The 14,518-nt window shown below is 70.3% G+C and carries 13 protein-coding genes; 4 read left to right on the forward strand and 9 right to left on the reverse strand.

What is annotated here, in order from left to right; translation table 11 throughout:
* Nucleotide 1 precedes the first annotated feature (1 nt).
* From mraY to mraZ, 7 genes are all read right to left on the reverse strand, one after another.
* Nucleotides 2-1,099, reverse strand: coding sequence for a phospho-N-acetylmuramoyl-pentapeptide-transferase (gene mraY / locus QQX02_RS01105; protein ID WP_301140681.1), 1,098 nt, complete (start codon nucleotides 1,097-1,099; stop codon nucleotides 2-4).
* Nucleotides 1,096-2,496, reverse strand: a complete 1,401-nt coding sequence (locus QQX02_RS01110) for a UDP-N-acetylmuramoyl-tripeptide--D-alanyl-D-alanine ligase (RefSeq protein ID WP_301140682.1) — start codon at nucleotides 2,494-2,496, stop codon at nucleotides 1,096-1,098. The genes mraY and QQX02_RS01110 overlap by 4 nt, the downstream gene beginning before the upstream one ends.
* Entirely contained in the window at nucleotides 2,493-4,160 is a 1,668-nt protein-coding gene (locus QQX02_RS01115) for a UDP-N-acetylmuramoyl-L-alanyl-D-glutamate--2,6-diaminopimelate ligase (protein WP_301140683.1), read from the reverse strand. The genes QQX02_RS01110 and QQX02_RS01115 overlap by 4 nt, the downstream gene beginning before the upstream one ends.
* 11 nt (nucleotides 4,161-4,171) lie before the next feature.
* Nucleotides 4,172-6,085: a peptidoglycan D,D-transpeptidase FtsI family protein gene (locus tag QQX02_RS01120; protein WP_301140684.1), complete on the reverse strand. Its 1,914-nt coding sequence runs from the start codon at nucleotides 6,083-6,085 to the stop codon at nucleotides 4,172-4,174.
* On the reverse strand, nucleotides 6,085-6,549 hold the full coding sequence (gene ftsL, locus QQX02_RS01125) for a cell division protein FtsL (RefSeq protein ID WP_301140685.1): 465 nt from the start codon (nucleotides 6,547-6,549) through the stop codon (nucleotides 6,085-6,087). Before ftsL ends, QQX02_RS01120 begins: the two co-directional genes overlap by 1 nt.
* Complete coding sequence (rsmH, locus tag QQX02_RS01130; protein WP_301140687.1) at nucleotides 6,546-7,529, reverse strand: 16S rRNA (cytosine(1402)-N(4))-methyltransferase RsmH; 984 nt, start codon at nucleotides 7,527-7,529, stop codon at nucleotides 6,546-6,548. The genes ftsL and rsmH overlap by 4 nt, the downstream gene beginning before the upstream one ends.
* 109 nt (nucleotides 7,530-7,638) lie before the next feature.
* The gene (gene mraZ, locus QQX02_RS01135; RefSeq protein WP_062137020.1) at nucleotides 7,639-8,106 is read right to left on the reverse strand and encodes a division/cell wall cluster transcriptional repressor MraZ; all 468 of its coding nucleotides are present in this window, start codon (nucleotides 8,104-8,106) and stop codon (nucleotides 7,639-7,641) included.
* Nucleotides 8,107-8,337: 231 nt separating this feature from the next.
* Between mraZ and QQX02_RS01140 the strand changes: the two genes are divergently transcribed.
* The 3 genes from QQX02_RS01140 to QQX02_RS01150 are packed head-to-tail and all read left to right on the forward strand — an operon-like array spanning nucleotide 8,338 to nucleotide 12,871.
* Entirely contained in the window at nucleotides 8,338-9,375 is a 1,038-nt protein-coding gene (locus QQX02_RS01140; protein ID WP_301140688.1) for an AAA family ATPase, read from the forward strand.
* Nucleotides 9,372-10,685, forward strand: coding sequence for a DUF58 domain-containing protein (locus QQX02_RS01145; RefSeq protein WP_301140689.1), 1,314 nt, complete (start codon nucleotides 9,372-9,374; stop codon nucleotides 10,683-10,685). Before QQX02_RS01140 ends, QQX02_RS01145 begins: the two co-directional genes overlap by 4 nt.
* Before the next feature lie 2 nt (nucleotides 10,686-10,687).
* Complete coding sequence (locus tag QQX02_RS01150; RefSeq protein ID WP_301140690.1) at nucleotides 10,688-12,871, forward strand: transglutaminase TgpA family protein; 2,184 nt, start codon at nucleotides 10,688-10,690, stop codon at nucleotides 12,869-12,871.
* A 110-nt stretch (nucleotides 12,872-12,981) separates the two neighbouring features.
* Here QQX02_RS01150 and QQX02_RS01155 read toward each other — a convergent pair whose 3' ends face one another.
* The gene (locus tag QQX02_RS01155) at nucleotides 12,982-13,371 is read right to left on the reverse strand and encodes an SCO2097 family morphological protein (RefSeq protein WP_301140691.1); all 390 of its coding nucleotides are present in this window, start codon (nucleotides 13,369-13,371) and stop codon (nucleotides 12,982-12,984) included.
* 233 nt (nucleotides 13,372-13,604) lie between these two features.
* On the opposite strand from QQX02_RS01155, the gene QQX02_RS01160 reads away from it, so the two are divergent.
* Nucleotides 13,605-14,237: a spermidine synthase gene (locus QQX02_RS01160; RefSeq protein WP_301140692.1), complete on the forward strand. Its 633-nt coding sequence runs from the start codon at nucleotides 13,605-13,607 to the stop codon at nucleotides 14,235-14,237.
* 73 nt (nucleotides 14,238-14,310) lie between these two features.
* Here QQX02_RS01160 and QQX02_RS01165 read toward each other — a convergent pair whose 3' ends face one another.
* The gene (locus QQX02_RS01165; RefSeq protein ID WP_062134680.1) at nucleotides 14,311-14,514 is read right to left on the reverse strand and encodes a cold-shock protein; all 204 of its coding nucleotides are present in this window, start codon (nucleotides 14,512-14,514) and stop codon (nucleotides 14,311-14,313) included.
* Nucleotides 14,515-14,518 lie beyond the last annotated feature (4 nt).

Consider the following 14,518-nt stretch of genomic DNA (forward strand, 5'->3'; position numbering starts at 1 on the left):
CTCACTCCCCCGCAGGCAGCGCGGCGATCCACTCGGTGTAGAACAGCCCCACGCCGGCGGCCGCGGCGAGTCCCGCGAGGATCCAGAACCGGATCACGATCGTCACCTCTCCCCACCCGAGGAGTTCGAAGTGGTGATGCAGAGGGGCCATCTTGAACACGCGTTTGCCCCCGGAGATCTTGAACCAGCCGATCTGGATCACCGAGCTCGAGACGATGATCACGAACAGCCCGCCGATGATCACGCCCAGCAGTTCCGTGCGCGTCACGATCGTGACGCCCGCGATCGCGCCGCCGAGCGCCAGCGACCCGGTGTCGCCCATGAAGATCTTCGCGGGGCTCGCGTTCCACCACAGGAACCCGAAGCTCGCGCCGGCGATGGCGGCGCACAGGATCGCGATGTCGCGCGGGTCCCGCACCTCGTAGCAGAGGCTCTCGGATGAGGTGAAGCCGCACCACTGGTTGTACTGCCAGATGCCGATCACGGTGTACGCGCCGAAGAAGATCAGCGCCGCTCCCGTCGCCAGCCCGTCGGCGCCGTCGGTCAGGTTGACGGCATTGGACCACGCGGTGATGAGGAAGTTCGCCCACACGATGAACAGGATGATGCCGATCGCGGGACCCCAGTAGGCGAGGTCGATCGCGGTGTCTCGCAGGAACGAGATCGACGTCGAGGCCGGAGAATCGCTGTACTGATTGGGGAACTGCAGCGCGAGCACGGCGAAGCCGATGCCCACCACAGCCTGACCGAGGATCTTGTAGCGCGCCCGGAGGCCCAGCGAGCGCTCCTGGCGAATCTTGATGTAGTCGTCGAGGAAGCCCACGAAGCCGAGACCGACGATCAGCAGCACCACCAGCATCGACGAGGCATACGGCGTGCGCCCCGTGGCGAGGTTCGCGCCCAGCCATCCGAGCACGGTCGCGAGGATGATGACCACGCCCCCCATAGTGGGCGTGCCGCGCTTCACGAGGTGCGTCGCGGGCCCGTCGTGCCGGATGAACTGCCCGTACTGGTGGCGGGTGAGGAAGCGGATGAACAGCGGCGTGCCGAGCAGCGCGATGAACAGCGAGATGCCTCCCGCAAGGACCACCGCTCTCATTCGTGCACTCCCAGCAGATCGTCGGCAAGCTTCCACAGCCCGGAACCGTGAGACGCCTTGATGAGCACGGTGTCGCCGGGCATGACGCGCCCGTCGAGGAAAGCGCGGGCCTCGTCAATGGTAGCGACGTACGCGGCCTCGTCGCCCCAGGAGCCCTCACGGACGGCCGATGCGTGGGCGGGCTTGGCGCCCTCGCCCACCACGAGCAGGTGGTCGATGCGGAGCCGCACCGCGTCCAGGCCGATCTCTTCGTGGCCAGCCCGCGACGCATCGCCCATCTCCCGCATCTCGCCGATGACGGCGAAGGATCGGCCCGTGGTCGCGACCTCCTTGAGCGCGCGCAGCGCGGCGCGCATCGACTCCGGGGAGGCGTTGTAGCTGTCGTCGAGGATCCACACGCCGTCGTCTCGCTCGGTCAGCGCCATGCGATGGGCGCTCAGCGGGACGGCGTCGCCCACGCGCGCCGCGGCGTCGCCGAGCGGGAGCCCGCATGCCACTGCCGTCGCCACGGCTGCCAGCGCGTTGGTGACGTGGTGCTCACCGACGAGACGCAGCGACACGCTCGCCTCGGTCTCGGCTTCCGCTCCGGGGCTCGAGACGGTGAACGATGCTCGACCCCGCTCGAGCGTGATCTGCGTGGCGGTGATGTCCGCTCCCGCCGTGGTGCCGAAGGTCCGGATCCGTCTGCCGTCGGCGCTCAACGAGGGCCGCGCGGTCATCGCTGCGACACGGTCGTCGTCGGCATTGAGCAGCGCGATGCCGCCCGGAAGCAGTCCGTCGAGCAGCGTGGCCTTCTCCGCGGCGAGTCCCTCAGGCGAGCCGTAGCCGCCCAGGTGAGCCGTGCCCACCGTCAGCACCACCGCGACGTCCAGCGGTGCGATGCGGGTCAGGTAGGCGAGGTCGCCGGGAGCCGACGCGCCCATCTCGAGCACGAGGTGACGCGTGCCCGCATCGGCCCTGAGCACGGTGAGCGGGAGCCCGATCTCGTTGTTGAAGCTGCCCACGGGCGCGACTACCTCGTCGAGCACTTGAGCCAGCAGGTCCTTGGTGGTGGTCTTGCCGTTCGAGCCGGTGATGCCGACGACGGTGAGGTCGCCCTCGGTGCGCAGCAGCGCCAGATACGCCTGGGCGAGACGACCGAGCGCGTCCGTGACGTCGTCGACCAGCACGTGCGGCCCCGCGACGGGCTGCGACACCAGGGCCAGCGTCGCCCCCGCCTCGAAGGCGCGGGGCGCGTACTCGTGACCGTCGACGCGTTCGCCGACGAACGCGACGTACAAGGCCCCTGGAACGACGTCGCGCGAGTCCTTCTGCACCGACGTGACCACTGCGTCGACGTCGGCCGCGAGCTCGCCGCCGACGGCGTTGGCGATCCACTGAGCGGTGAGGGCCCTCATGCGCTCTCCCCCGTGCCCGGCTGTGCCGACGTCACAGGACCGTGGACGGTCACCCGAGGGACGGGACCCGCATCGGCCGTCCGCCCCTCGCGCTCCGCGACGATGCGCGCCTGTGCCGCAAGGTAGGCGTCGCGGTCGTTGTAGCGGTGGAACACCCCGGCTATCTCCTGCGTGGGCTCGTGGCCCTTGCCGGTCACGATCACGGTGTCGCCCGGGCCCGCGAGCCTCAGCGCGTACTCGACGGCCGCAACCCGGGGCTCGACCTCGTGCACGTCGTGCAGGTCGGGGCGCGCCCGCTCGATCCCTGCGCGAATCGCGGACCGGATCGCTGCCGGCTCCTCGGAACGCGGGTTCTCGTCGGTGAGCACGATGACGTCCGCGAGGTCCGCCGCGATGCCGCCCATCACGGGGCGCTTGCCCTGGTCGCGGTCGCCGTCGGAGCCGAAGATCAGGATGAGCCGGCCAGGGGTGATGGGGCGCACTCCCTGCAGAGCGAGCGTGAGCGCATCGGGCGTATGGGCATAGTCGACGATGGCGAGCGGATCGATCGCGCTGCGCTCGACCACGCGCTCCATGCGGCCGGGCACCGCATGGGCGGTGGCGACGCCCGCGATCGCCTGCGGGAGCGGGACCCCGGCGGCGTGCGCTGCGGCGATCGCCACCATGGCGTTTGAGACGTTCACGAGCCCGGGCAGCGGCGCCTCTGCGGTGTGCTCGGCACCGCGCGGGTCCGTGAACGTGAAGCGCGAGCCCACGCCATCGAGGCCCACATCGGCCCACGTCACGGTCCAGTCCGCGTCCTGGGGGTCGTCGACGTGCGTGGACACCGTCTCGACCGGGATCTCGACGCGAGCGGCGAGGCGGCGGCCCCACTCGTCGTCGACGTTGATGACTCCTCGCGCCGCCCGCCCCGGGGCGAACAGCTTGGCCTTGGCGTCGAGGTACTCCTCCATGGTGCCGTGGAAGTCCAGGTGGTCCCACTGCAGATTGGTGAAGACCGCGACCGAGAACGCGACGCCGCTGATGCGCTCGAGAGCGGCGGCGTGCGAGCTCACCTCGGTGACGGCCGCCGTGACGCCCTGCTCGCGCATGCGCGCCAGCAGCCCGTGCAGCACAGGCGACTCGACAGTCGTGCGCGGCGACTCGATGGTCTCGTCGAGGATGCGCAGCTCGACCGTGCCCATGATGCCGCGCCGGTCGTGGACCTGCGCGAGAGCGTTGTCGACGAAGTACGCCGTGGTGGTCTTGCCGTTGGTGCCAGTGATCCCGACGAACACGAGCTCGCGGCTCGGGTCGCCGTAGACCAGTGCCGCCGCCTCGCCCATCGCGACGCGAGCATCGTCCACGAGCAGCACCGGGACGTCGACTCCGGACTCGGCGAGCAGGGCCTCGCCCTCCTCGTCGGTGAGCACCGCGACCGCTCCCCCTGCGACCGCATCGGCCGCGTAGCGCGCGCCGTGGACCTTGAGCCCGGGAAAGGCGCCGAACAGATCGCCGGCCGCCACCACATGGGAGTCGACGGTGGCGCCGGTCACGAGAATCGACTCGGGGTGGTCATCCCCTGCGGGCTCCGCCTGGCCAGCACGCGCGCGCAGGCGCGCTCCCGCACGGTCAGCGAGCTCGGCGAGCGTGCGGGGCACCGCTCTCGAAGGACGCAGCGCCATCTCCTGCACGTTCACTCCCAGGTCGTCGGATACATCTCTTCACGCGGTCCCGAGGGCGGGACGCGGAGGGCCTGCAAGGCAAATGTTGTCACGTCCTTGAAGACAGGGGCAGCGACCTCGCCGCCCCAGATCGAGGACTTGGGGTCCCATACGATCACCGAGACGACGATACGCGGGTCGTCGGCGGGCGCGACGCCGACGAAGGAGGACACCAGTCGGTTCAGCTCGCCGTTCTCGTCGGCGGCCTCCGCCGTGCCCGTCTTGCCGGCGACGCGGTAGCCGTCGATCTTTGCCAGCCCGCCCGTCCCGGACTCGGTGACGTCCTCGAGCATCAGCATCAGCTGGTCGGCGGTCTCCTCGGACACGACCTGCCTGGGCTCGTCCGTCTCGCGTGCGATGAACTCGCCGTCTGCGGTCTCGTACCCATTGACCACCGACGGCTGCAGCCGCACGCCCCCGTTGGCGATGGTCTGGTACACCTGGCTGGTCTGGAGCGCGGTCGTCGCGACGCCCTGGCCGTACAGCACGGCCCACTTGGTGCGGCCGTCCCATTGCTGCCACGGGTGAAGGATGCCGCCCACCTCGGTGGGCAGACCCACGCCGGTCGGCGATCCGAAGCCGAACGCCTCCAGGTAGTGGTGGCGCTGCGCCTCGGTGAGGTCTTCGCCCACCTGGATGGTGCCCGTGTTGGACGAGGTCACCAGCACGCCCGAGAGCGTGAGCTTCTGGTCCTCGTGCTCGTGCGAGTCCTTGAACGTCTGGTTGTTCTCGGTCGTGTACTGGTACGGGGCGATGTAGCGGCTGGTCGGCGTCGCGACGCCCTCCTCGAGCGCCGCGGCCATGGTGATGACCTTCGCCGTCGAGCCGGGTTCGAAGATGTCCTCGACGGCGCGCGAGCCCCGTGCCGCGGCGTCCGTCGCACCTGGGTCGTTCGGGTCCACCGCGCCCGAGTCCGCGATCGCCAGGAACTCTCCGGTCTTCACGTCCTGCACCAGCACGATCCCCTGCGAGCCGCCGTTGACCTTGAGCGCCTCGTCGAGGGCCTGCTGCGCATAGAACTGGATGTCGCGGTCGAGAGTCAGCATGACGGTCGACCCCGGCACCGCCTCCTCCTCCTCGAGCACGCCGGTCGGGATGACCGTGCCGCCCCTCGCGTCGGATTCGTACGTCAAGGAGCCGGGGGTGCCGAGCAGCTCGTCCTCGAACGCCGCCTCGACGCCCGCGAGACCCCAGTCGACTCCCTGCTTGTCCTCGCGGCCGCCCACGAAGCCCACCACGTTGCCACCGATGTTGCCGTTGGGGTACTGGCGCTCCGTCACGGGCTCGCGGTCGATCCCGGGGATGCCCTCGGCATTGATCAGCCCCCACGTCTCGGGCGTCACGTACTTGGCGATGTACTGGAACGTCTTGTCGCCCACCAGGTCCGCCGCCAGCTCCGACTCGGAGACCCCGAGGATCGGCGCGAGGATGCGGGCAGCGTCGAGCGGCCCCTCGGCCACCACCTGGCGGTTCTCGATGCGCTGGAACTCCTGGAGGGTCTCCTGGTTGACGAACACGTGATAGCGCTGCGCGGACGTCGCCATGACGTCGCCGTTGCGATCCACGATGTCCGCGCGCACCGGCTCGATGGTGGACGTCGCCAGTCGGTTCTCGAGTGCCGCGACCGACAGTTCCGACGCGTTCACTCCTTGGATCATCACGAGCCGTACCGCGAAGACCAGCAGAATCACGAGCGTGACGAGCGTCACGACTCGCTGGCGCGTGCGGGGGTCGCCCACCTTCAGGGTGCCGGCACGGGCGGAGGTGACACGGACGGTGGCGGGCCGGCGCGTGGGACCGCCCGCGCGGGCGCGATCCGAGTGACCGGAAGGGCGCCGCTGACTCGCGGGACGCCCTCCTGGCGCGCGGCGGCGGTCGTCCGACATCAGCCGGCCCCTGGCTCGAGGACGGCACCGGTCTCGAGCGAGACCGACCGCAGGGTGTCGTGCGGGCGCATGCCCAGATCGGTGGCGGCGTCGGCGAGCAGGTTCGGCGCCGAGTTCGCCTCGAGCGCAGTCACGAGCGCGGACCGCTCCTGGTGCAGGCTCGCGATCTCGATCTTGAGGTCGCGACGCTCATACGCGCCCTTCGCCATCGACGTGTTCAGCAGCAGCACCGCCGCGAGCGCACTCAGGATGATGAGGATGCAGGCCCAAGCGAACGGTGCCAGCGAGCGGGCCTGCTCGGGCGCACCGACCGCGCGCAGGCGGGGGCGCTGGTCGGACGTGGGGCGAGAGGCAGGCGCGGTGCGAGCGGTCGCAGCCCGAGCGGCCGCCGATGACCTCGTCTGGCCGGGGACGCCTGGACGCGACGGGGCGTCCTGAACGCGCCGGAGCGGAGCGGCGCTCATGCGGCCCTCCTGAGGCGCGCGGGCGGCGTGGGCCGGGTGCGCTCGGCGGCCCGCAGGCGCACGGACGTGGCACGCGGGTTCTCCTCGGCCTCGGCGGCCGAGGCCTTCTCGGCACCGCGAGTGAGGAGGCGCAGGTACGGCTGGTCGTCATCGGGGACCACCGGCATTCCGTGCGGGGCCGAGCTCGTGGAGCCGGCCGCGAGCGCAGTCTTGACGATGCGGTCCTCGAGCGACTGGTATGCCATCACCACGATGCGTCCGCCGACCCGGGTGCCCTCGATGGCCGCGGGCATGGCACGCTCGAGCACCTCGAGTTCGCGGTTCACAGCAATGCGCAGCGCCTGGAACGTGCGCTTGGCGGGATTGCTGCCCGGCACGCGCTTGGCAGCGGGGATGCACGCGCGCACGAGGTCGACGAGATCGGCGCTGCGCACCACGGGACTGACGTCGCGACGGCGCACGATCGCCTCCGCGATGCGCGCAGCGAAGCGCTCCTCGCCGTACTCGCGCAGAATGCGGGTGAGCTCGCGCTCATCGGCATCGCGCAGGAGGTCCGCAGCGGTGAGCGGGTCCTCTCGATTCATGCGCATGTCCAGCGGTGCATCACGGGAGTACGAGAAGCCGCGATCGTCCTCGTCGATCTGGAGTGAGCTGACGCCGAGGTCCAGCAGAACGCCGTCGCATCGCTCGGCGCCCACGCGCGCCAGCGCGCCGGCGATGTCGTCGTACTCGGCGTGGTGGGCCACGAACCGACCGCCAAACCGCGCCAGGCGCTGCGAGGCGAGGCCAATGGCATCACGATCTCGGTCGATGCCCACGACCGTGACGCCGGGGCACTGCTCGAGCAGGGCCTCGGTGTGCCCTCCCATGCCGAGCGTGCCGTCGATCGCCACGGCGCCCTCATGGTCAAGAGAGGGCGCGAGCAGATCGACGCAGCGCTGCAGCAGCACCGGCTGGTGCCGCGAGGCCGCATCGGTCATCACCCCTCCTCTTCCTTCGTGTCGCCGTGATCTGTGGTCTCCCTCCGGCTCTCTGACGGGGGGAAGTCCGTCAGAGTCGCTCGGCGGAAGACCGCAGGCCACGGTGATCTCACATGTCGTCGAACACCTCGGCGGCGGTTGCCGCGTAATCCTCTTCTCCATCCACCAGGTACTGCTCCCACGTGGCTGCGTCCCAGATCTCCACGCGCGAGCCCATCCCGACCACGGCGACCTCCCGGTCGATGCCGGCGTACCCGCGCAGCGCACCGCTGAGCAGGATCCGCCCCTGCTTGTCCGGAATGTCGTCCTGGGCGTGACCCAGGAAGTTCCGCAGGTAGTCGCGAGCCCTCTTGTTCTCCAACGGGGCCTTGCGCAGCCGATCGTGCACGACCGCGAACTCGTCCAGCGGGAACAGGAACACGCATCGATCCAAGCCGCGCGTGGCGACCAGTCCCGAGGCGAGACGACCCCTGAACTTGGCCGGCAGGATCAGCCGTCCCTTGTCGTCCAGACGAGGCGTGAACGTGCCGAGGAAGACCCCGGTGGGGCCTAGACCGTGCGCCACGGGCTCGGACACGTCGGTCACCTCCTCACGCCACGACTCGCCAGTGCGCCCCACATTACTCCACTTCACTCCACTTACATGCGGAGATTGTGAGAAATCCTCCACATGAACACCATCACACCTGCTATATCTCAGTGGAGCGAAGTGGGGGGATTTCGCGCCCCCGAGTGTCGGTGACGACAAGAGGGATGTGCCCACGGGTCGGATCGCCTAGGCTCGAACGCAGGCTGCAAAGGAGCATTCATGACCCAGACACTGCCCACGGAGAGCGAGCTTGCTGAGGTGGCGGACGTCACCTCACGCATTCGCGCCTCGATCTCCACTGTGCTGTCCGGACTCGATCACGCGATCACCGGGACGCTGTCCACCGTGCTGGCGCAGGGCCACCTGCTGATCGAGGACGTTCCCGGGGTCGGCAAGACCACGCTGGCGCGAGCCTTCGCCAAGAGCGTCGACTGCTCGGTGGGGCGGATCCAGTTCACCCCCGACCTGCTGCCGTCCGATGTCACTGGGGTCAGCATCTATCGCGCCGACGACCACCGCTTCGAGTTCCGCCCCGGACCGGTGTTCGCGAATGTCGTGATCGCGGACGAGATCAACCGCGCCTCGCCCAAGACCCAGTCCGCGCTGCTCGAGAGCATGCAGGAGCGCGCCGTCACCGTCGATGGCCTCACCCGCGAGTTGCCCAACCCGTTCCTGGTGGTCGCCACCCAGAACCCCATCGAGATGGAAGGCACCTACCCGCTGCCGGAGGCTCAGCGCGACCGCTTCATGGCCCAGGTCTCGGTCGGATATCCGCAGCCCCGCGACGAGATGGCGATGCTCGACAGCCACGACGGCGTGGACCCTCTCGCGTTCGTCGAACCCGTGACCAACACTGCGGCGCTCGCAGCCGCGATCGCCGTCGCGCGCCGCATCTATGTCGCTCCCGCGATCAAGCAGTACATCGTCGACCTCGTGGGCGCGACCCGCGATGAGGCGGGACTGCGGCTCGGCGCCTCCCCCCGTGCGGCACTCCAGCTGCTCGCGGCCTCCAAGGCGCGCGCCGCGATGGCGGGCCGCAACCACGTGCTCCCGGACGACGTCAAGGCTCTCGCGGTGGCGGTGCTCGCGCACCGACTGATCCCGTCGACCGAGTCACGGCTGTCTGGCCGCACGGCGCAGCAGCTCACCCGCGACATCGTCGCGCGCACCGACGTCCCGATCTCCGCTCGCGACGCCGTTCCCCACCGCGAGGCCGCGGTGGACCACTCTCGACACCAGGCGGCGCCCACGGCATGAGCACCGCCGCGACGGACCGCGCGGCACCGCCCCGGCAGACGCGGCGTGCGAGCTCCGAGACCGAGATGACCAGCCGGGGGGTCGGCGTGCTCGCCGCCGGCATCGTGATCGCGGTGCTGGGCGTCGGCCTGTCGACACCGATCCTGGTGTACATCGGCGTCGCGATGACGTGTGCGGTCGCTGTGGCGTGGATCTGGCTGGTCATCGCGGTCGACGCCTTCCTGCGCGTGATCCCCGCCACCAGGCGAGAGGTCTCTCCGCACCCGCTCACCGCAGGCGTGCCGGGCACGGTGAGCGTCACCATCGACTCCCGGGCGGGCGGGCGTCACGTGCGGATGCGCCGGTCCGTGACCGAGCATCTCGATCTGCGCGAGCAGGCCGCCGCCGAGCTCACGGGCGGAGCCGGCACCAAGGCGACCGTGACCCGCGGTGACGGCACCCTGACTCTCCGGTACTCGCTGCACCCCACTCGGCGCGGGCGCTGGCCCCTCGGTCCTGCGCTGGTGCACTCCGGCGACCCCTTCGGAATGATCCACGCCGACACCCCCGTCGGCGAGCCGCAGCTGGTCCCGGTGTGGCCGGCGGTCGTAGACCTGTCCGGAACGGCCGGCGCGCTGATGGGCCACGCGGACCGCGTGGTCCTCGGGGCGCGCACCCCCTCCCCCGACGACGCCTCCCTGCGCGACTACCGCGAGGGCGACGACCTGAGGCGCGTGCACTGGGCGAGCTCGGCACGCCTGGGCACCATGCTGGTGCGCTCGGATGAGCGGGCGGGTCGCAGGCCCGCGACCGTCATCCTCGACCCACCACGTGAGCCCATCGCACTCGAGTGGGCGATCTCCGCAGCAGCGTCGATCGCGTTGTCGGTCCTCGACTCGGGACACCCGGTGCGGATGATCGGCGCGGGCCTGGACGCCGGAGCCGTGCGGCACCTCGGCGAGCGCGGCGGCGAAGCCGCGCGATACGAGCTCCTCAACCAGACCATCGACCTGCGCGCCCCCGCGTCACGGGCGGACTCCACGGCGCAGGTGGTGCGCTCGGCCGCGCTCGCCGCCGACGACGCGCGCCAGGGCGAGGTGACCGTCGGCGTCTTGGAGCCGCTCTCTCAGGAGGCGCTCGACGCGCTCGTGCCCATCGGGGACTCCGGGCGAGCGTGGGCGCTCGTACGCACGGGTCCGGCGATGGAGGCCGATGCGCGCCGCACCGTGCGTGGACTGCGCCGCGCGGGGTGGCGTGCCACCACGATCTCGCCCACCGACGACCTCGCCGAGCTGTGGACCCGCATGCTGACGGCTGGGGAGATCGAGTGACCATGGCCGCACGCTCTCCGTGGCTTGCCACCCCGCTGATCGCCGTGGCGACGTTCTTGGGCGTGTTCGGGCTCGGCGTGATGATCGAGCTCGGATCGTGGCTGCGCACCGTCGCGTTCGTCCTGGCGGTCGCGACCCTGACAGTCGTGGTCACACGCGTGCTCAGCCGCTCGCGCGCGCTGCCCACCCTGACCGGCGCCATCGCCGCGATCGTCACCATGGTGCCGCTGTTCGCCGTGTCAGAGGACGGCCAGTCACGGGCCCTGCCCACGCCGGGGGCGCTGCGCGACCTTGGCTCCGCCATTCGCGCTGGCGTCGACTATGCCGGCGCGACGGTCGCGCCGGCCGCGCCTGACCCCTCCTTCACCGCGCTGATCGCCGCATGCGTCGTCGCGCTGTTCCTGGTGGCGGAGCACCTTGCCGTGTCATGGCGCGCCGCGGCGACGTCAGGCCTGCTGCTGCTCATACCGTGGCTGCCCGCCGTGATCTTCCAGCACCGCGTGTCGACGACCGCACTCATCGGCGCGATCGCCGCATGGCTCGTGGCGCTCGCGCTCACCCGTCGGCCATCCGCCGTCGAGCGCAGGCCCGCCGTCGGCGGAGCCGTCGCCGCGACGACGGCGACCCTCGCAGGCGTGCTGCTCGTCGCGCCCACGGCGCTCGGCGGGCTCGGCTGGGGCATGATCCCGCGGATCGACGCGCCCGCCGGTCTCGACACCGCGACGCGACTCAACCTCGCCCTCGACCTGCGCACGTCGTTGACGGCGAACTCCACGACGCCCGTCATGGTCTACTCCACGACCGGCGGGCGACCCGACGCGTTCCGGCTGTACTCCCTCACGGACTTCGACGGCGTGCGGTGGTCTCGCGAGGCCACCGAGACACCCGTCGAGCCCGCGGGCGCAGGGCCGCTGTGGCCCGAACCCGTCGACGCGTGGGAGGACCGCGAGCGCGCCCGCATCGAGATGCAGGTGCTCGACCTGCCCGAGCGCAACCTCCCCCTGCCCCCGACGCCCCGGACCGTCGAGATCGACGGCCCATGGTTCTACGACGCCGAGCGCGACGAGGTCGTGGGCGACGGCGTGACGGCGCGGGACGTGCGGTACTCGATCATCACCGACACCGAGTTCCACCAGCAGGAGGACCTGGAGGCCGCTCAGTCGATCATCGCCGCGGGAGGGGGCCCGGCCGACCCTCGCTACCTGTCGATCTCTCCGGCAATCGACTCGACGCGCGTGCGCGACCTCGCGGAGGAGGTGACTGACGGCGCGACCACGCGCTACGACCTGGCTCTCGCGCTGCAGTCCTACCTGCGCGACGGGTCCGAGTTCACCTACGACACTTCGGTGGACCCGACTGGCGGCGACGCGGTGAGCACCTTCCTCGACGACCGCGAGGGCTACTGCGTCCAGTTCGCGACCACCATGGTGGTGATGGCGCGCTCGCTCAACATCCCGGCGCGCATGGCTGTGGGCTTCCTGTCGGGGTCGGTGACGGATTCGGGCACTTACGTCGTCCAGGGCGGCGACGCTCATGCGTGGCCTGAGCTCTGGTTCCCTGGCGAAGGGTGGGTGCGATTCGAGCCGACTCCCGCGATCCAGTCGGGAGTGCCGCCCGCCTACGCCGATCCGTACTCGGGAAACGCCACCGCTCCCGAGGGCCTCACGCCGGGAGAGATTCCCGGAATCGTCCCTGGCGACCCGGTCGCTCCGGACGGACAGACTCCCGGCGACCAAGGCTCGCCCGGCCGACCGAGCTCCCCGGACCCCACGGTCCCACTCTGGGCGTGGATCGCCATCGGCGTCGCGGTGCTCGCGGTCGCTGCCGGCGCGCTCTGGTGGTGGAGCCAGCGCGGCACGTTGCGAGGATCCCGCCGCCGCGGCCCCGAGGCCGCGTGGGAGTCGCTGCGACGAAGGCTTCCCGCACCCATGCGGTGGCCGGCGTCGCTGACTCCACACGAGGCGGCCGAGCATGTGGCGTCCGCCATGAGGGAGACGGGACCGGGCCTCACCGGCGGGGCCACGGAGTCCATGACACGACTGGCGCATGCAGTCGCGGACCATCGCTATGCACCCGGTGGCAGCGCCGTGGACGCTGAGCACCTTCACGCGTGGGCAGACGCGGTGGTCCAGGAGGTCGAGGACGATGCGTCCGCTCGCGGCAAGGAAGCGTCAGTGCGGTCGTAGCGGCAGCACACGGAGGGACACAGACGCCGTCAGCGCGGTCGTGAGGGTCGAACGTCAGGTCAGGAGGCAGGCCAGGAGGTTCGAGCGTCGGGGTCGAGCGGACGTGAGCGTTACAGCTCGCCCTGCTCGCGACGGCGGTCGAACCGCTCCTCCATGCGCTGCATGAAGTCCTTGCTGGCCTTGGGGGGCGCGGCCTTGCCCTTGGCACCGGCGGGCCCGGCCGGGGCCGTCGCCGCGGGTGCGGAGGACTTCTTCGGGCCGAGCAGTGCCCACAGTGCCACTCCCGCCATGACCACGAACCCGGCGATGCCCAGCAGCGCCACCTGAGTCATCACGCCGACGAGGACGATGCCGAGACCGACGAGCACTCCGACGGCGGCACCGATCACCCTCACGGGCGTGCGCGGACCCCGGTTCATGGCACGGTGAAGCGACGCATCCTGCCCGAGGTCTTGCTCGAGCTGCTCGAGCACGCGCTGCTCGTATTCTGACAGCGGCATGGTTGACCTCCTTCGTCGCGGACCGCGAATATCCCTAGTCTAGTTCCACTAGACGGCAATCACTAGTCAAACAGACAGAGGGGGCGAGGTTGGCGAAACGCACGCGCGTGACCGGCATCGCCCCAGGGGTTCCGCGTGACATCTCGCTGTCCATCTCCACCGGATCCGTCCGTCTGTCTGATGATCCTGATGGGTCAACGACTGTATGGGTCAATGGAGTTCCCAGTTCGACGATGAGAACTGATCCGGCCGTGCTGGACTTCGAATACATGCGGCACTTCGCCGCCGCGATCCGCGCCTGGGGCCCGCCGCCACGCATGCTCGCTCTCCACGTCGGCGCTGGCGTGTGCACGATGGCGCGACACCTGTCCGCCGCGTATCCCGACTCCCGCCACATCGCCGTCGATGTCGATGCCACGCTTCCCGAACTCGCCCGCGAATGGTGGGATCTGCCGCGCTCCCCGCAGCTCCGGGTGCGCCAACAGGACGGGCTCGACGCCGTCGCGACCCGCCATCCCGAGAGCCTCGACCTGCTGCTCCGCGACGCGTTCGCTGGCGACACGACTCCGGCCTCGCTCGCGGACCCCACCTGGTGGGGCCACGCCGCGCGGGCGATGCGTCCGGACGGGCTTGTGGTGGCCAACGTGAGTGCGATCCCTGGCGGGACCACGCACCGCCAGGATGCGGTGGCCGCACGAGAGTCATTCAGGTCTGTCGTCGCGGTGGGAGAGCCCGCCGTGCTCAAGGGCCGGCGTCGGGGCAACGTGGTGCTGGTGGCCGCGTCAGCCGTGGATGTCGACGCGCTGCGTCGCTACGCCGCATCGGCTCCCCTGCCCACGGGCGTGAACCCAGACTGGACCGGCTAGCACGCAGCGGACATGACAGAAGGCCGCCGTCCCTTGCGGGACGACGGCCTTCTGACGTGAAGTCAGCGGATGCTTAGATCGCGCGAACTGCCTCGGCCTGGGGGCCCTTGGGGCCCTCGGTCACCTCGAACTCGACGCGCTGCGCCTCTTCGAGCGACTTGTAGCCGTCGGTCTCAATCGCGGAGTAGTGCACGAAGACGTCGGCGCCGCCGCCATCCTGTGCAATGAAGCCGTAGCCCTTTTCAGCGTTGAACCACTTAACAGATCCCTGTGCCATGCGA

Origin of the sequence: Demequina muriae, assembly GCF_030418295.1 — a bacterium.
In the GTDB taxonomy this organism is placed as follows: Bacteria; Actinomycetota; Actinomycetes; order Actinomycetales; family Demequinaceae; genus Demequina; species Demequina muriae.